Below are 17,735 nucleotides of genomic sequence, written 5' to 3' on the forward strand. Positions count from 1 at the left end.
CACCCACATCCTCGACGACGCCCAGGCCGCCCAGGCGGTCGTCGCGCTCGTACACCGTGACCGCGACCTTGTGACGCCCGCCATACCTCGTTATTGTTTGCCATACAAACACTGACCCCGACGAGCAGGATCTCCATGGCGACCACCGGACGCGCGAGCCGGGAAGCGGGCAAGGCGACCCGCCAGGCGCTCCTGCGCGCGGCCGCGGAGGTCTTCGCCGAGCACGGCGAGGCGGCATCGGTCGCGCAGATCTGCCGGCGAGCCGACGCCTTCCCCAACCAGGTCACCTACTACTTCGGGTCCAAGGAGCAGCTCTTCGTCGAAGTGGCCTGCGCCGGCATCCTGCGGGCGGGGCGCCGGGCCGAGGAGGCGGCCGCCGACGCGACCACGGTTCGCGAGTACACCAACACCCTCGTCGGAACGCTGCTCGGTCCGTGCGGTCGCGACGTCGAACTGTTCACCACCGCGATGCTGCTGGTCTCCCGCCGGACCGACCTGCGCCCGCACATCACCGACACCCTGCGAACGCTGCACGAGCGCGGCGAGCAGGCCCTCATGGCGACCCTCGTCCGTACCGGCTGGGAGCTCCGGGCCGGCATCGACGTCGAGGCCAGGGCGTTCTGGTCGGCGATCTTCGGCCTCGCGGTCCAGAAGGCCGCCACCGGATCGGACTTCGGCTACCGGCTCGAGGACGCGGTCGCGGTGATCTTCACGAATCTGCAGATCCCGGAACGGGTTCTGGATCGGCCACTCGAATACGCACCCCAGGAGGCACGATGACCCAGTCCGCGACACACATCCACCCGGAGCCGCACGTCACGCACAGCGTGTTCAACCAGGCTCCCCCGCGGGTCGACGTCAACGAGTACGAACTCGACACGGTGCTGGTCGAAGCGGTCCGGCGTCACGACGGCGCCTGGGGCGATGCCGAGCTCCGTGAGATCGGCGCACTCGTCGGCAGCGAATCCTTCAAGCACGACGCCCATCTGGCCAACACCATCACCCCGGTGCTGCACACCTTCGACCGCTGGGGCCACCGCATCGACGAGGTCGAGTACCACCCCGCTTACCACCGGATCATCTCCGCAGCGATCGCGCACGGAGCGCACACGCGCTGCTGGGCCGATCCGCAGCCGGGTTCGCACGTCGTGCGCGCGGCCGCGTTCATGCTGTTCGGCCAGATCGAGCCGGGCCACGGATGCCCGGTGTCGATGACCCACGCGGTCATCCCGTCCCTGGAGCTGCAGCCCGATGTCGCGGCGTCGTGGGTTCCGAAGGCGTTGTCGCGCAGTTACTCCCCCGAACTGAGCGCAGACAAGGAATCGGCCATCTTCGGCATGTCGATGACCGAGAAGCAGGGCGGGTCCGACGTGCGCGCCAACACCACCGTCGCCGTCCCGGCCGGAACCGGCGGCCCCGGCACCGAGTACCTCCTGACCGGACACAAGTGGTTCTGTTCGGCACCGATGTCGGACGCCTTCCTCGTACTCGCCCAGGCACAGGGCGCCGGGGGCGAAGGGCTCTCCTGCTTCCTGCTCCCCCGGGTGCTGCCCGACGGCACCCGTAACGTCTTCCGCATCCAGCGCCTGAAGAACAAGCTGGGCAACAAGTCCAACGCGTCGAGCGAGATCGAACTCGACGGCACCGTCGCGATCATGGTCGGCGAGCCTGGACGCGGGGTGCGCACCATCATCGAGATGGTCGCGCAGACACGACTCGACTGCGTCCTCGGCTCGACCGCGGGCATGCGTCAGTCCGTCGCCGAGGCGCTCTGGCACGCCCGCAACCGCGCCGCCTTCGGCGCGACGCTGGCCGACCAGCCGGCGATGACCGCCGTTCTGGCCGATCTCGCACTGGAATCCGAGGCCGCGACGACGACCGCGATCCGGTTGGCGCGCGCCCACGACGAGGACGCCGACGACCAGGAGCGGGCCTTCCGTCGTCTCGCCACCGCCGTTGCGAAGTACTGGATCTGCAAGCGCGGCCCCCACCACGCCTACGAGGCCCTCGAATGCCTCGGCGGCAACGGCTACACCGAGGACTTCCCGCTCGCGATGCGCTACCGCGAGCAGCCGGTCATGGCCGTCTGGGAGGGATCGGGCAACGTCATCGCCCTCGACGTCCTGCGCGCCATGACCCGCGAACCGGAATCGGTGGCCGCCTTCGACGCGGAGATCGGCAAGGCCCGCGGGGCCAACCGAATCCTCGACACCCACCTAGACCGCGTGCGCGACCAGCTCGGCGAGCTCTCGCGCCTCGACCCCGCCGGGGCGCAGCGACAGGCCCGATTCACCGTCGAGGCAATGGCTTTGGCACTTCAGGCCTCGCTGCTGGTGCGCTACAGCCCGGCCGCGGTCGCCGACGCCTTCATCGCCGCGCGGCTCGGCCCGGACCGCAGCTTCGAGTACGGCGCGCTGCCGACCGGCACCGATCTCGGGGCGATTCTCGAACGACACTGAGAGCAAGGCGGTTCCGCCGGTCGCCTCGTCGGACCGGCGACCTCCTCGATCCGGCGAGTTGCCCGCCCAGCCGTCGGTTCGTCGCGCAGTCCGGGTCGCGCCGGCCGCCTCTCACCGCGCCTCCTCTGCCGCAGCGAGGATCCGCCTGCGCAGCGGCGAGGCGGTGTTGGGCAGCCACATCGCGCGGACCGGCGCGAACGGCGGGTCGGTGAACTCGACGATCCGGATGGTGTCGCCGTAGAGCCAGCCGGGTTCGTTGGTGACGAAGGCGCACGCCTGCGGGTGCGCGATCACCGCGGTGTGCGGCGGTGTGCCCAGGAGCGTCGAGAGGATGATCCGCGGCTCGAAGCCGGCGCGTCGGCACAGGCCGACGAGGATGTCGGTGTACTCGTACTCGTGCTCCGGCCCCCACACGACGATCTCGTAATCGGCCAGAGCGGCCATGTCCACGCGTTCGTGCGCGGCCAGCGGGTGGTCACCGCGAACCGCGAGTCGCAGCTCGTGCTGGGTGGCGATGGTCGTCGCCATGTCCGGCGGTGCTGCGACGCCGCGGCCCAGCGCCAGGTCGATCGCGCCGGACAGCAACTCCTCGCGCATGGCATCGGCGAAGACCGGACGCACCGTGATGGGGATCGACGGGTCGGCGAGCACGACGGGCTCGATGATGCGGAACACCTCCGACGAGGCGAGGTCCGGTGCGTGCCCGATGACGAACGGAGCGGGAGCGCCGGCGTCGACCCGCCTGACGTGCGTCAAGAGCTGCTCGCCACCGGCGAGCAGTGGCACCGCACCCCGGTAGAGGGCCTCGCCGGCGGGCGTCGGCGTCAGGCTCCGGCGCGACCGCGAGAACAGCTCGACGCCCAGCTGACGCTCCAGTTCCCTGATCGCCGAGGACAACGCCTGCTGGCTGATGAACAGGGCGTCGGCGGCGACTCGGAGGCTCGGTGACTCCATCACGACGGCAAACATGCGCAGACGCCGAAGGTCGATGTCCCGCAGCCCGGAGTCGACACCCACGTTCATCAATCAACTCCTGTCAGTTATCCGGATTGATGTGATTGTAGGTTGATCTTTTAGACAATAGGCTCACTTTTGCCTGGCACTGTTCATCAGCTACCAGTTGCAGATCGGTTCCTGTCGGGGTCCCCCCGCGGAGGGGACGGGGGGACCCCGACAGGACGCCTTCTCCGGTGGTTGCGCACCACCTCGTCCTGGACCTCGACCAGACCGTTCAACGATTGTTCAACTTCGATGTGCTGACGTTGATCTCGTCTACACTCGGCCTGTCCCACAACTCGCGCGGTGCCATGGTCTCGGACCCGGATGGCCCGGCACCCACCGATTTCCGGAGTGGAGCAGGTGAAAGAATCGGCCGGCCGCAGGGAGATCGCGCGTGGAACCGCCATCTACGACGAGACGCATCACGTCCTGCAGCAGATCAGGCTGCGCGAGAGCCACATCAGATACTCCATCGCCGCGCTCGTCCTCGTCTTCGGCCTCATCGCCTTCTGCGGACTCTTCAGCCCGGCGAGCGCACAGGGCTCCGTCATCCGCTCGGTGATCATCGGCACCGCGGCGGCCAGCACCATCCCCGCCGCCGTCATGGTGAGCCGCATCCACCTCGGCGAGATCTGGTGGACCAAGAGGTCGCAGGTCCGCGGCTTCAACACGTGGTTCGTGATCTACGCCGACGTCGGCACTGCGATCTGCGTGTTCGCCACCGCCGACCCCCGCGTCGCGCTGTGCTTCTGCGTCCTGTTCGCGGTCGTGGGCTCCTATAGCGCGCATTTCGTGAAGCCCTCGGTCGCGTACGCGCACATGATCTTCTCCAGCACGGTCACCTGCGTCCTGGGCGTCGGCATCTGGCTCGACGGAGTCGCGCCGATCATCGCCTTCACCACGACCCTCGCCATCCTGGTCGCGGTCAACTCGACCGTGACGCTGCATCAGGGATACACCTCCGACATGCAACGGACGCTGCGGCATCAGCTGCGGATGGCCAACACCGACCCGTTGACCGGCCTGCTCAACCGGCGCGGCTTCATCCTCGCCACGACCACGCTGCTGCGTGACGGCACAGCAGGCCATTTCGCCCTCTTCATCGTCGACGTCGACCGCTTCAAGCGCATCAACGACGACCACGGTCACGCCACCGGGGACCTCGTTCTCCAGCGTCTGGCCGGAATCCTGGAGCAAGCGGTGGACGAGCCCGCCGTCATCGCACGACTCGGCGGCGACGAGTTCGCGATCGCCGTGCACCTCGACGAACTGGCCGCCGGAGTCGTCGCCGAGCGCATCTGCGGCAGCCCGGTCGAACTCGACGACGGCGACCAGACCACCGTGAGCCTCGGCGTCGCCGTCGGCCCGATCCCCGGCGGGCAGCTGATCGACGAGGCCGCGACCGCCCGCATCCAGCGCGATTTCGCCCTGGCCGACGCCGCGCTCTTCGAGTCGAAGTCGGCCCGGCGCGGCACCTACACGATCACTCGAGCCGGAGAGATCGCATCCTGACCTACAGAACCACCCCCGGGTTCAGGATGCCGTCCGGATCGAGTGCGTTCTTGATCCGCGTCGTCAGCTCCATGACATCGGGGCCGAGTTGATCAGGCAGCCACCCCTTCTTGAGGCGGCCGACGCCGTGTTCGCCGGTGATGGTTCCGTCGAGTTCGATCGCGAGGTCCATGACCTCGCCGAACGCGCGCTGCGCCCGCTCCGCCTCGTCGGCGTCGTCGGGATCGAAGACGATCAGCGGGTGGGTGTTGCCGTCGCCGGCGTGCGCGATCACCGAGATCATCACCCGGTTGGCGGCCGCGATCTTCTCGACGCCCCCGATCAGATCTGGTAGCGAGGGAAGCGGGACCCCGACGTCCTCGAGCAGCAACGATCCGAGTCTCTCCACGGCCGGGATCGCGGCCCGCCGCGCCGCGGTGAAGGCCTCTCCCTCGGCGGGATCGTCGGTGGCGAAGACCTCGCCCGCGCCGCAGTCCTCGAATGCGCGCCGGATCAGCTCCACCTCCGCGGCCCCCGCCGCGCCGGGAGCGTCCGACTGGGCGACCAGCAGGGCGCCGGCCTCACGGTCGAGACCCATCCGCAGCATGTCCTCGACGGCGTTGATGGACACCGAGTCCATGAATTCGAGCATCGCCGGCCGGATCTGCGCCGTGACCGCGAGCACCGCCCGGCTCGCCTCGTGGACCGACGGGAAGATCCCGACGACCGTGCACGCCCGGTCCTGCGGCGGCAGGAGTCGCAGCGTCACCTCGGTGATGATGCCGAGGAGCCCCTCGCTGCCGACGAAGAGCTTCGTCAGCGGCAGCCCGGCGGAATCCTTGAGCTGCCGACCGCCGATGCGGACCGCGCGCCCGTCGGCCAGCACGACCTCCAACCCCAGCACGTAGTCGGTGGTGACGCCGTACTTCACACAACACAGCCCGCCGGCGTTGGTGGCCACGTTGCCGCCGATGGAGCAGATCTCGAACGAGGACGGGTCCGGCGGGTACCAGAGGCCCGCGGCCGCCGCGGCGGCCTTGACCTCGGCGTTGAGCATTCCCGGCTGGACGATCGCGGTGCGGGTGGGCCGGTCGATCACGATGTCGCGCATCTTCTCGGTGGAGAGCATGATCGCGCCGTCGACCGCGGTCGCGCCGCCCGACAGGCTCGTCCCCGCACCCCGGGTGATGATCGGGACCCGGTTGGACGCGCACCAGCGGACGGTCTCCTGCACCTCTGCCGTCGACGTGGGACGCACCAGCGCCAGCGGCGTGCCGGCGTCGGGATCGGCGGCACGGTCCTGGCGGTACCCCGCGAGGATGTCGGGATCGGTGATCACCATTCCGTCGGGAAGGGTGGCGGCCAGCGAACTCGGATCGGCGCTCATGGGTTCAGCGTATTCGTCCGTGCACCCTGCCCGGCTCGGCTTCGCCGTACGTTCCCGCCGCACGTGCGAAGAGCTCGGGCAGGAAATTGCTTTCACTCGGCCCGGCCCGACGCGCTGGGCCGGGCGGACCGCCCTCGCGTGTCTCGTCCCTCTACCCTGGTCAGGGTGTTCGAGGTTGGCGACAGGGTGGCCGGCTTCACCATCGACGAATTCATCGGCGGGGGTGCGAGCGCGGACGTCTTCCGTGCCCATCGCGACGACGGCAGCGGGCCGGTCGCGCTGAAAGTGCTGCACCCGAACGCATCCGACCACGCGCGGGTGCGCGAACGATTCGAGCGCGAGTACGGCATCGCGTCTCTCCTGCACCACCCCCACATCGTCACGATGCACTCGCACGGCGAGATCGAGACGCCGCGGGGTTCGGCCCACCGGCCGACGCTGTGGCTGGCGATGCAATATGTTCCGGGCCCGTCGGCGACCGCGCTGGTCCCACCCGCCGACGACGAACCCGACGTCGACGCCATCCTGCGGGTGGCGGCCCAGATCGCCGACGCCCTCGACCACGCGCATCGCCAGGAGATCATCCACCGGGACGTCAAGCCCGGCAACATCCTCCTGTCTCGCCCCGTCGGCCCCGACACCGACGACGACACCCCGGTCGATGCACTGCTCTCGGACTTCGGAATCGCGCAATTCCTCGACGACACAAGGCCACTCGCCCGCAACGGCCGCGTACAGGGATCGATCGGATACGCCTCGCCCGAACTGCTCCAGGCGCAGCGGCTGACGCCGGCCACCGACATCTACGCCTTCGCCTGCACCCTCGTCGAGCTGTTCACCGGTGTCCCGCCCTACCCCCGCCACACGTCCTTCGCGATCACCTACGCCCACATCCACGCCGACCCGCCGAAACTCACCCGCCGACGCCCCTGGCTACCCTCGGCGATGGATTCGATCTTCGCGAAGGCCCTCGCGAAGTCGCCCGCCGACCGCTACCGGACCTGCACCGAACTCGTCGACATCCTCACCCGTCTCCTGCGCGACGTCCCGGTGCCCGAGGCGCCCGCTCGGTCTCGCTGGTGGGGACGCCTGCGGCAACCGTGAGATCCGCCCGGCGGACGCGCAGACACCTCAGATCTCGGATACGGGCTCGTCGAGGCGGTACACCCGCACCGCGGTGTCGCGAAGTATCCGCCGCAACGCCTCGTCGCCCCATTGGGACACCCGATCCACGAGGGCGCCGACGAGGACGTCGATCGCCGCATTGGGACGGTCGATCGGGAAGTTCGAGCCGAACATGATGCGGTCCGAACCGAAATGGGTGACGACGTGGTCGACGAACGGGCCGATCATCTCCCCCAGCGTCGACTGCCCGCCGATGTTGCCCCACCGCTCGTGCCCGTACCCCAGGATCGGCATCGCGAGTCCCGAGAGTTTCACCACCACATTGCGATACGAGGCCAGGGTGGTCATCCGCTCGCGCCACAACCGGTAGATGTCGGCGCGCGCCGCGGCCGTCGCCCCGGTGCGCGTGCCGATCGGCCCGAACACCCCGGCGGGCATCCCGAAGTGGTCGAGGACGATCGTCGTGTCCGGATACTCGCGGGCCAGGACGACGACATCGTAGAGCTGATGCGAGTAGACCGCGGCCTCGAAGACGAGATCCCGGCCGGCGAGCTCGGCGAAGCCGTCGAGGAACCGCGACGACGACAGGATGTTGTCGCTGTCGCCGCCGGACCGCACCTTCGGGTCCGGGTGCCGGGTCGCGACGAGGCGTACGCCACGGACCTCCGACGACACCGTGAACAATTCGTCGAGCATCGCGCCGAAATCGGGGTCGCGCGGATCACCGTGCGCGACGATCGCGCCGAGCGGCGGGGCGCCGTCTCTCCCGAACGGCAGCTGCCGGAGGTAGCGCGTCTCCTCGACCGCGGTGCTGTGCGCGGACATCTGCTCCTCGGCGGGCAGCGCCTTGCGCCAATGGGATTCGACGTGGACGACACACTCGATCGGCACGCCGAACACGGTCGGCACGAGCGCGCAGTCCGTGGCGTACTGGGGCGGTTCGTAGGGGCGGGCCACGATTCTCGGATTCAGTACGAACTCGCGATCCGCGCGGGATGCGATCAGCGGAAAGGCCCTGTCCCCCAGCCGGGAGACGAGCCCGGAGAGGCGTGATGCGCGTGTCGCCGCCCACGGCGTGCGGCGTGGATTCCAATGCTGCACGTGCGCGTCAACGATGCCCGGTAGGGCACCATCGAGGGACGTCATGGGTGTACCTTGCCACACCGGGTGATCGTCCGACATACGATGACGGATCCTGAATTGGATGCAGTCAAGGGACTACTCTGGAGTTTCTTGGGGGATGCGGGGACGAACGCCGACGGAGGTTGCCCAGACAGAATGGCGAGTCACACACGCCACGCTTTGCATCAGCTCCGGATCGAGGTGAACCGCGACCCGGAGCGGTTCGTCACCGAGGTCTATACGCGCATGTTCGCGATCGACCCCGACCTTCGCGATCTCTTCGGCGTGTCGATGGCGGCCCAGCACGAGGCCTTCCACCGTGTGATCGACCACGTGCTCGAGGCCATCCCGGCCGCGACCGGCCACACCGAGCTCGTCGAGCTCCTCGCCCAACTCGGCCGCGACCACCGCAAGTACGGGGTGGAGCCGGAGCACTACCACATCATGTACAGCGCCCTGATGGGCGAGTTCGCCGAGCTGATGGCCGACTACTGGGACCCCGAGACCCAGCAGACCATCTCGCAGGCGATGATGCTGGTCACCGGCGTGATGCGGGGTGCGGCGGAGACCGCCACCGATCCGGCGCGGTGGACGGCCGAGGTGGTGGAGAAATACCGGATCACCCGCGACCTCGCGGTGGTGCGCCTCATCGCGCACTCACCGCTGACCTTCCGGCCCGGCCAGTACCTCGAGGTGCACGTCCCGCAGTGGCCGAAGGTCTGGCGCAACCTGTCCCCCTCGATCCCGCCCAACCCGGCCGGGGAGCTCGAATTCCACGTCCGCGCCATCAAGGGCGGGACGGTGAGCTCGGCTATCGTCAGCGACACCCGTGTCGGCGACGTGTGGACCCTGGCCCAGAGCCACGGGACGCTGCACGTGGACAGGCAGCACCCGGTACTCATGGTCGCCGGCGGAACCGGCCTGGCGCCGCTGCGCGCACTGCTCATCGAGATGTCCAAACGCGTCGACAACCCGCCGACACACATCTTCTACGGCACGCGCCACCCCGGTGAGCTCTACGACCTCGCGGTGCTGCGCCGGGTCGCCTCGACGAACCCGTGGTTGCAGGTCACCGCGGTGTCGGAGCACGAACACGACCCGTGGTGGATCAACTCCGTGGCCACGCCGGAAGAACTCGGCATCGAGCACCACATCGGCACGCTCGCCGACGTGGTCCCCCGGGCCGGCAACTGGGAGGACCACCAGGTTCTCGTCGCCGGCTCACCTCAGATGATCGAGACCACGCGCCGCAAGTTGATCATCGCCGGGGTTCGGGCCAGCCGAATCCAGCACGATCCCGTGTTCTGAGGCCGACGAGATACCGCGCGAACCGGGACTTCCTCGAGGCAGCCGGGCAGAGCCGGTCGAATCAGGGGGTACCGGACGTGCCCGGGGTGCCGGGCGTCCCGGGACCGTAGGCAGGGGCCTGACCGGGCACCGGCACGGTCACGGTGGTGGTCGTGGTCTCGGTCACCGTCGCGACCGGTTCCTCGGATTCGGTCACGGTCGTCGTCCGGGTGACCGGCCGCGGGGTGCTGGTGACCGTCGTCGTCCGTTCCCGGGTCTCGACCTCGGTCCGCGTCTCGGTGACGGTTTTCGCGTCGGCGGTGACGGTGACCGCCGACGGCGTCCGGGTGACCGTCACCGGGGCGGGCTCCGGGGTGTCGCGCTCGGCGGCCACGATCAGGGTGAGCCCGACGGCCCCGAGGAACACCGCAGCCCCGATCGCCGCGCCCACGAACCACCAGCGCCGGCCCGTCGATGCACGATGCGGAGCAGGTTCGGGCGCACCGAGCGCAATGGCCGCGGCGTCGGCGGCACCGAGTGCCGACGTGAGCGCGGGATTGTCGGCGACAGTGACCGGCCGCTGGGCGGCGTATTCGATCGCCGGTGCGATCCCCGGCACCTCGGCGCCCGGACCGGACACGACGATGGACGAGATCTCGCGGCCTCGTGGTAGCCCGCCGATCGCGTCGGCGAGGCGCGATGCGCCGTCGGGATCGGTCACCGGACCGAGCTGACCGGCCGTGAAGTCGGCGGTGCCGAGCACGGCGCCCGTCGTGGTGTCGACCGTGGCCAGCGTGGTCCCGGCCGCCGGGGCCGCGTCGCGGTCGAGGTCGACGACGGCCACGACGCCCCCGCGGGTCGCATGCGTGCAGGCGATCTCTGCGAGCGCCGAGGCATGACCGGTGACGGTCACGTTCGCGGCCCACTCGGGGGCACCCGGCGTGGCGGGCGCGAACGCCCGTGCGAGGTGCGCGCGCACCTCCTCGCGCGAGACCGAGACACCGATCCGGTCGACGACCACGGGGACCGATTCGACGAGTTCGACGATCGCGGCCTCGGCCCCCTGTGCGGTCGAGTCGGGCAGGTCGACCAGGTTGCTGGCCAGGACGTGGCCATCAGCGTCTCGGACGACCGATGCGATCTGATCGTCGACGACGGAGATCCCCAGAACCACGGATCCGGGCAGCCCGCCCCCCTCCGGCCCCTGGGTCATCGTCACCTCCGCGTCGTCGTTGCCCTGGAGCCTAGTCGTTACCGGCGATCGCGTGGCAGCGGGACCTTGACCCGTCAACCGTCCGGACCACTGCGGGCTCGCCGGAGGCCGACGCGGGGCGACGTGAAGAAGACGTGGGTCGTCAGGCGGTGAAGTCCTCGATGAGGGTGTGCTGCTCCACGGCCGAAGGGGCCTGCATGCCGGGTGCCTGCTTGTCCGAGTGGGAAGCTCGGAACGAGTCCGACTTCAGCCAGGCGAGGAAGTCCTCCTTGGAGTCGAACTCCATGGTGCTGACGTAGGGCAGTCCGTCCGCCTCGGGACGCATCAGCGTCGCGCGGTGCAGGCCCGGCACGCCCTTCAGCGTGGTGCGCATGGATTCGGTGAACGCCTTCTCGAAGGCCTCGGCGTTCACGGTGACGTCGATCCGGTTGGTGACTACGAACATTCGTCGACTCCTGGTCTGGGAACAGCGGGACCCCGACAGTTTACCGACACAGTGTCGGTAAATCGTGCGCGGCCCCGTCACCCGAGCCGCACCACCGGCCATGTCGACTGCCGAACCGACCTGGCGTGCCACGGCCGGACACTTGCACGCCGGGCGTATCGCGGTGCCGTATGCCACCGATCCACATGCCACCGATCGACCTGACCGGAAACGCTGCGCGCCGACCTCACTGCACGACCACGTGCCGACCGGACGTTCGTCGTCGACGACGATGACGCAGGTCTGACGTTCGTAAGTCGACGACGATGACGCACGGTCACGGACCGCTCGATCAGACCGACTCGGCGGCCCGCTGGGTGTAGGCGGCGGCACGGACCGCGGCGTCGGACTCGAGTCCTGCGCCGAGCGCTCCGCCGACGGTGGCCAGCGAGCAGGTCAGCCACGCGACCTCCAGGTAGTCGAGGACTCCGGGGGTGTGGCCGAGTGCGCCGCCGAACACCTGCGGCACCACCAGGCACACCGCTCCGACGGCCGCGAGGACGAACAGCGCGAGGTAGAAGGCCGCCACACCCAGCACGACGGTGATGACGGTGACGGGGTTGAACATGACAACCTGCTCACGGGCCTGCGGGGTGGAGGCGCGTTCCCAGAGGTCGGCGCCGACGATCAGGGTCGTGGTGATGGCGACGATCGATCCGACGGCGACACCCGCGAGCCGCACCCACCCGAAGGTGTCCGCGAGCAACCAGATGTCGGCGGTCACGAGCGCGAACACGCCGGCCGCGATCGCACCCGTGAGCGTCTTGGTGAGGCCGAGCGCGAGGCGCCACGGCCGGTTGGCGCGGACCATCCCGGTGAGCAGCCGGAGGTTCCCGGTCAGCACCCGCGCAGTGAAGGCGATGCCCTCGTCGTCGGTGTCGGTCCCGAGTTGGCGTACCCGGTGTCGCAGCGGCGATCTCGACGGCGACCGGCGGTGCTCCCGCATGTCGTCGGGGTCCGCGCCGAGAAGCTGCCCAAGCAAACCGGTGAGGGTCTCACGCGCACGCTGACGGAGGCCGGTGGGACCGAGCGCCGGCACCGAGACCACCGCGACCCCGTGAACCGTGTTCGCGTGCGCCACCACGGGCCGTTTCCCGACGTGCAGCGGCAGATCGGTGAAACAGACGATCAGATCCCATTCGCGTTCGAGGAGAAGACTTCTCGCGGCGTACACGATCTCGGCATCGGTTGCGGGCGGCCGCACGAGCGCCGATTCGACGATTTCGACGACCCAGCGGGCACCGGGGAACAACGACTGCACGTGAGCGGCGAGGTCGGCGTCGAGGAGCTTGCGCGCCAGGCCGATCGGCTGTCCGGGCGCGGCCACGATCCCGAGCACGACGACCGGCCCCTCACCGGGGCCGCCCGCCGACCCGGCGGCGGGAGAACTCTGCACCCCGCGACCTTGCCCGCGACTAGGCGCCCTGAAACCTGCGCGCCAGCGCCCGCAGCGTCTCCTCGATCCCCTGACCGTTCTTCTTGTCGTAGCGGAGCAGTTCCATCACCTTGGGGACGGCGAGCGTCGAGTAGTCGAAGGTCTCGGTCACCTGCGTGGTGGTCGGCAAGAGCGCCTCGAGATCCCATCGCCAGCGATGCCCCATGGGGTGCCTCCACTCCACGACCCTGTCGGTCCGGACTTCGGTGGCCGTGGACGTGATCGTGTAAGGCACCCCGAACTGCCTCATCCGGACACTGAATCTGGCCCCGTCGGTGAGCTTTTCGGACCCCTTCACCGGCTTCTTTCGGACCGTGCCCGAACCGTCGAGATCTGGATGCCGATGCGGGTTGACGATGAGCTCGAAGATCTCGGCGGCGGGCGCGTCGACGACGACTCGCCGAGAGACGCGGTGTGGGCCCGTATCGACGGTGGTGACGAGGTCGGAAGCCATGTCCTCAACCTACGCGGATCGACCGTCGAGCAAGTCGGAATCGGAACTTGATTTATTCGAATGATGTGTCAGTCTTGTTGGAGTTCGTTTGTCTGCCGACTGGAGCGCAGTCGCCGGCGGCATCGTCACACAAGGGGGACCCGATGACCACGACGCAGCCACACCATGCCGATCCCGACTACGAGGTCGCGATCATCGGTTCCGGGACAGGAGGAATCTGCGCCGGTATCAAGTTGCAGCAGATGGGGATCGACGACATCGTCCTCATCGAACGCGCAGACGAGATGGGCGGCACCTGGCGCGCGAACACCTACCCGAACGTGGGAGCCGACCTCCCGTTTCTCGTCTACCAGTTCTCGTTCGCCCCGAAGGGCGACTGGGATCACTTCTTCGCCAAAGGGCAGCAGATCCAGGAGTACCACCTCGGACTCGCCAGAGAGGCCGGGCTCGACCGGAAAACCCTGTTCAACACCGAGATCGTGAAGGAGGAATGGGACGAGGCGAACCACCGATGGCTGCTGCACACCGCGGCCGGCGACGTCATCACCTCTAGGTTCCTGCTGAGCGCGATCGGCGCCTACATCAACCCGAAGGACAAACCAGACATCCCGGGACTCGAGGACTTCCGCGGCAAGGTGATGATCCCCGCGGACTGGGATCACGACTACGACTTTCGCGGCAAGCGGGCGGCGGTGATCGGGGTGGGTTCGAGTGCGGTCCAGATCGCGCCGGCGCTGGCGTCGGAGGTGGAACACCTCGACATCTATCAGCGCACACCGCAGTGGTACTTCCCCAAACCGGACTTCCGGACACCGCGCTGGATGCAACGCGCACTGGGGATGCCGGGGCTGGCTCGCGCGGTCCACGAGGCGGTGTTGTTCTTCCTGGAACTCGGCCTGCGGGTCCTGATCTACACTCCCCCGAGCCTGTTCGCGCCCGGCGCCACCGTCTTCGACCGTATCGCGCATCGCCTGTACGACTTCTGGTTGTGGCTGTGCGTACGGGACAAGAGCGTTCGGGACAAACTCCGGCCCAAGTACGGCGCCGGTTGCACGCGAGGCACCCTGGGCGGGGGATACCTGTCGATCTTCAACCGCAGGAATGTCGAACTACACACCACACCCATCGAACGCATCGAAACCGATGCCGTGGTCACCCGGGACGGGGTGCGGCGGCCCATCGACCTCCTGGTCCTGGCAACCGGTTACGAGATGTTCTCCGACCCCGAATCCTATCGAGAGGGAACGGTTGTCGGGCACAGCGGATTCGACCTGGGTCGCTACTACAATACGGTCGGGCTGCGCGCCTATCACAGCACGGCGGTCTCCGGCCTGCCCAACCGCTGGATTCTCGTCGGCCCATACTCGTGGACCGGCACGGCGTTCCACTACATCCTCGAGAACGCGACCCGGCACATCACCGCCGTGCTCGCCGAGGCCAAGCAGCGGGGCAGCACACGCGTGGAGGTCACCCGGGCGGCGCAGGACGCCTTCCATGACGACATGATCCACCGGGGCCGAAACCTGGCCCACTATTTCGGCGTGCACTGTGCGGGTTCCAACACCTACTTCGTCAACTCGCACGGTGAGGCCGTGTACGTGCGGCCGTGGACCATCTACCAATCCCGGCGTCGCAGTGTCGGTTTCGATCGGCACGACTATCGCTTCTCGTCGCTCGGCCCCGCCGCACCGTCCGCTCCGGCCGACGCGCTGGTGGGCGCCGGCCGGACAGACACGGACGACATCGACACCGACAACGACGACGAGGTGCGGGTGTGATGCAACCCTTCGCGCGTTTCCGCTTCGCAGCGACCCGTCCGATCACCGCCGACGAGGTTCCCGACTTCCTCATCGAGGCACCGTTCCGTACTCACGTCGTCTACGACTTCCCCGATCTCGACACCGGCGAACTGTGGAAGGTCGTCTCCTCCGACCGGATGTGGTCGTGGTTGCCCACGGTCTGGGGGTGCCGGTATCCACCCGGCGACCCGATCGGGCCGGGCACGGTCCGCGACTTCCAGATGTACATCCACCATTGGCTCATCTACGCCCAGCGCGAGCAGATTCTGGTGTGGGAAGCAGGTGAGCGTCTCGTGTACACCGCCACGGACGCAACGCTGCCGTTCTTCGGCACGTGGTGCGAGGAGTACATCGTCGAACCGCGGGCGGGCGGCGGTTCCCGGCTCCGATGGACCATGGGCGTCCGGGTCCGATTCCTGGGCAACGTCACGCTGCGGTTCCTGACGCGCCCGATGCAGGCGGTGTTCCGCTTCGGACTTCGCGGCCTGCCTCGCGAATCGGGTATGGGATTGTCTGATGTCGTCGAGCACCGGATCGGCAGGTGAGGAGAGGCCGGCACCCGCCGATCCGGCAGATCCGCCTATCGATCCAGCGAGCCCTCGTCGACGAGCGCGACGGCCGACCCCGCAGGCGTAGATCCGCGCCCGGGACGCCTCAGGCTCGTCGGAACGGCACCGCCGCCGGGCCTCCGGCCGTGATGGGGAATGGGCTGCGCCATGGGTGCCGACGGCGGGAGATCGGGCACCGGGTGCATCGTCCGCCGCGCGACGAATTCGGCGTGCAGCTCACCCGGCCGTCGAACACCGTTGGCGGCGAACGCTTCCCCCGGTGTCCTGGTCACCGGCTCGTGCGGCGGAACGTCTCGGAGCACCGGTTCCACCACCGGGTGGGTCGCCGGCGAGATCCATTTCAGCAGTGCCAGCTGACCGGTCACGCTCAATGCGGCCACGTGGAACGACAACCGCATGACCGGAACGATCAACGCGCGGGTGAGTCGCGACTGCCGGATTCCCGCAAGCCGGAGTTGCCACCGCGGCATCGTCGCCAGCGTCGCCGCACGAAGCCCTCGGCTGATCACCCAGCCACCCGGCCGCAGGAAGAACCACATGCGCGGGTACATGACATGGGCATCGAGCAGGTGCTCCATCGCGTACTGCGTGGCCTCGCTTGCGGCGAGACGCGGACGCATGGCCTCGAAGTACCGACGAATCCCTTCCCGCGTACGTGGCACCGCCGACGGCGCGCACGTCTGCAACTCGGCGGCGATCGCGCACTCCTCCCAATATCGCGATTCCTCCTCCTCGGTGAGCCGTCCCGGACCGAAACGCTCGTACGCATAGAGGATCGAGTGCCAAGCGGTGAGGTGGATCCACAACTGCTGCGCCGGGTCGTTGGCGTCGTACGGACGACCGCTCACCGGTTCCAGACCGTGGATGTGAGCGTGGGTCCTCGTCAGCATCTCGGCTGCGCGAACCGCGGTCCCGGAGTCGGCAAACGCCACCGTCGCGAAGTATTTCAGGGTGTTGTCGTACCGCTGCCGCGGTTTGGTGAAGATCTTCGCGGTGTGGTCGACCGGCGCCACCAGAAACGGATCGAGTTCTTCGATGACGACCGCCCGTTGGAATCCCACCGTCAACGAAGTCGGGTACGACCACACCTTCCAGGTGACCGACCCGGGTCCGAAGAAACCGTGATCTGCAGGCCGTGCGGCGACCCCACCGCGCTCGACCCCTTGCATGTCCGCCATCTGTATTCCCCCGTCTGATTACTACGTTCGCGTAGTAATTTAGGCCACGCGGCGGCCGACCGCCAGACCTGACGCGAAAATCGTTGAGGGAAACAGAAGCTCGGATCAGTTCCGCTTCACGAACGTCGCCGCGAGCTCTCGGACCACACCGACGAAGCGGTCCGGGGTGAAGGACTCCGGATCGGTCAGCACCAGCACACCGGCTTCCTCGAACGACGAGACGACGAAGTGTGCGAGAACCTCGACGTCGACACCGGCGTGCCCGGGCATGGACTCCAGTGCGGCGGCGACACCCTCGACCACCGCACGCCGAGCCCGATCCCGCACATCCTGAACCCGTCGAGGCAGCCCGGGCACGTGGATCAAGATGCATCGCCAACGCTCCGGCGCCTCACGCACCGCGCCGAGATAGCCGTCGAACAGGGCGGCGAGGTCGAACCGCGCCCCCACATCGGAGACCTCGGCCATCACCTGCCGGAGCTGGTCCATCGCACGACGCTTCTCCCGGTCCAGCAGGGACTCGAGGACCTCGTCGCGGTTGGCGAAGTGCGTGTAAACCACCGGTTTGGTGACGCCCGCCCGGGCGGCCACCGCGTCCATGGTCACCGCAGACAGGCCGGAATCGACGAGGACCGACAACGCCGCGTCCAGCACCTGGTCACGGCGTTGCGCCGCCGGAACCCGAGGCGCATAGGGCCGCCGCCTGCCTGCCACGATGCCTCCCACGCCACAC

Annotated in this window: 16 protein-coding genes; 7 read left to right on the forward strand and 9 right to left on the reverse strand. The window is 68.4% G+C overall.

Going from position 1 to position 17,735, the window contains the following annotated elements; translation table 11 throughout:
* Window positions 1-135 precede the first annotated feature (135 nt).
* Together E1P53_RS09840 and E1P53_RS09845 are read left to right on the forward strand one after the other, a co-directional pair.
* On the forward strand, window positions 136-780 hold the full coding sequence (locus E1P53_RS09840) for a TetR/AcrR family transcriptional regulator C-terminal domain-containing protein (protein ID WP_006901497.1): 645 nt from the start codon (window positions 136-138) through the stop codon (window positions 778-780).
* Entirely contained in the window at window positions 777-2,459 is a 1,683-nt protein-coding gene (locus E1P53_RS09845) for an acyl-CoA dehydrogenase family protein (RefSeq protein ID WP_040527227.1), read from the forward strand. Before E1P53_RS09840 ends, E1P53_RS09845 begins: the two co-directional genes overlap by 4 nt.
* A 111-nt stretch (window positions 2,460-2,570) precedes the next feature.
* Here E1P53_RS09845 and E1P53_RS09850 read toward each other — a convergent pair whose 3' ends face one another.
* Window positions 2,571-3,482: a LysR family transcriptional regulator gene (locus tag E1P53_RS09850; RefSeq protein WP_006901499.1), complete on the reverse strand. Its 912-nt coding sequence runs from the start codon at window positions 3,480-3,482 to the stop codon at window positions 2,571-2,573.
* Between the two features lie 336 nt (window positions 3,483-3,818).
* Between E1P53_RS09850 and E1P53_RS09855 the strand changes: the two genes are divergently transcribed.
* Window positions 3,819-4,970 carry a GGDEF domain-containing protein gene (locus E1P53_RS09855; RefSeq protein ID WP_131734186.1) on the forward strand — a complete coding sequence of 384 codons (1,152 nt, stop codon included), beginning with the start codon at window positions 3,819-3,821 and terminating at the stop codon, window positions 4,968-4,970.
* 1 nt (window position 4,971) lies between these two features.
* Here the strand turns inward: E1P53_RS09855 and E1P53_RS09860 are convergent, their stop codons facing one another.
* Complete coding sequence (locus E1P53_RS09860) at window positions 4,972-6,336, reverse strand: FAD-binding oxidoreductase (RefSeq protein WP_131734187.1); 1,365 nt, start codon at window positions 6,334-6,336, stop codon at window positions 4,972-4,974.
* A gap of 165 nt (window positions 6,337-6,501) precedes the next feature.
* Between E1P53_RS09860 and E1P53_RS09865 the strand changes: the two genes are divergently transcribed.
* Window positions 6,502-7,440, forward strand: a complete 939-nt coding sequence (locus E1P53_RS09865) for a serine/threonine-protein kinase (protein ID WP_109238497.1) — start codon at window positions 6,502-6,504, stop codon at window positions 7,438-7,440.
* A 27-nt stretch (window positions 7,441-7,467) separates the two neighbouring features.
* Here the strand turns inward: E1P53_RS09865 and E1P53_RS09870 are convergent, their stop codons facing one another.
* The gene (locus E1P53_RS09870; RefSeq protein WP_131734188.1) at window positions 7,468-8,643 is read right to left on the reverse strand and encodes an amidohydrolase family protein; all 1,176 of its coding nucleotides are present in this window, start codon (window positions 8,641-8,643) and stop codon (window positions 7,468-7,470) included.
* A gap of 96 nt (window positions 8,644-8,739) precedes the next feature.
* On the opposite strand from E1P53_RS09870, the gene E1P53_RS09875 reads away from it, so the two are divergent.
* Window positions 8,740-9,891, forward strand: coding sequence for a globin domain-containing protein (locus E1P53_RS09875; protein WP_131734189.1), 1,152 nt, complete (start codon window positions 8,740-8,742; stop codon window positions 9,889-9,891).
* 61 nt (window positions 9,892-9,952) lie between these two features.
* Here the strand turns inward: E1P53_RS09875 and E1P53_RS09880 are convergent, their stop codons facing one another.
* From E1P53_RS09880 to E1P53_RS09895, 4 genes are all read right to left on the reverse strand, one after another.
* Entirely contained in the window at window positions 9,953-11,083 is a 1,131-nt protein-coding gene (locus E1P53_RS09880) for a hypothetical protein (RefSeq protein ID WP_131734190.1), read from the reverse strand.
* A 142-nt stretch (window positions 11,084-11,225) separates the two neighbouring features.
* A complete protein-coding gene (locus tag E1P53_RS09885; protein ID WP_131734191.1) occupies window positions 11,226-11,528 on the reverse strand; it encodes an antibiotic biosynthesis monooxygenase family protein in 303 nt (100 codons plus the stop codon).
* A 331-nt stretch (window positions 11,529-11,859) separates the two neighbouring features.
* The gene (locus E1P53_RS09890) at window positions 11,860-12,963 is read right to left on the reverse strand and encodes a hypothetical protein (RefSeq protein WP_131734192.1); all 1,104 of its coding nucleotides are present in this window, start codon (window positions 12,961-12,963) and stop codon (window positions 11,860-11,862) included.
* Window positions 12,964-12,982: 19 nt separating this feature from the next.
* Entirely contained in the window at window positions 12,983-13,456 is a 474-nt protein-coding gene (locus tag E1P53_RS09895; protein ID WP_131734193.1) for an SRPBCC family protein, read from the reverse strand.
* Window positions 13,457-13,599: 143 nt separating this feature from the next.
* Here E1P53_RS09895 and E1P53_RS09900 point away from each other — a divergent pair, with 143 nt between their 5' ends.
* On the forward strand, window positions 13,600-15,234 hold the full coding sequence (locus E1P53_RS09900) for a flavin-containing monooxygenase (protein ID WP_131734194.1): 1,635 nt from the start codon (window positions 13,600-13,602) through the stop codon (window positions 15,232-15,234).
* Window positions 15,234-15,800, forward strand: a complete 567-nt coding sequence (locus E1P53_RS09905) for an SRPBCC family protein (protein WP_131734542.1) — start codon at window positions 15,234-15,236, stop codon at window positions 15,798-15,800. Before E1P53_RS09900 ends, E1P53_RS09905 begins: the two co-directional genes overlap by 1 nt.
* Before the next feature lie 35 nt (window positions 15,801-15,835).
* Here the strand turns inward: E1P53_RS09905 and E1P53_RS09910 are convergent, their stop codons facing one another.
* Complete coding sequence (locus E1P53_RS09910; RefSeq protein WP_230823871.1) at window positions 15,836-17,002, reverse strand: oxygenase MpaB family protein; 1,167 nt, start codon at window positions 17,000-17,002, stop codon at window positions 15,836-15,838.
* A 105-nt stretch (window positions 17,003-17,107) separates the two neighbouring features.
* Window positions 17,108-17,716 carry a TetR/AcrR family transcriptional regulator gene (locus tag E1P53_RS09915; protein ID WP_165484414.1) on the reverse strand — a complete coding sequence of 203 codons (609 nt, stop codon included), beginning with the start codon at window positions 17,714-17,716 and terminating at the stop codon, window positions 17,108-17,110.
* Window positions 17,717-17,735 lie beyond the last annotated feature (19 nt).

The sequence above is a fragment of the Gordonia paraffinivorans genome (genome assembly GCF_900683595.1).
GTDB classification, from domain to species: domain Bacteria; phylum Actinomycetota; class Actinomycetes; order Mycobacteriales; family Mycobacteriaceae; genus Gordonia; species Gordonia paraffinivorans.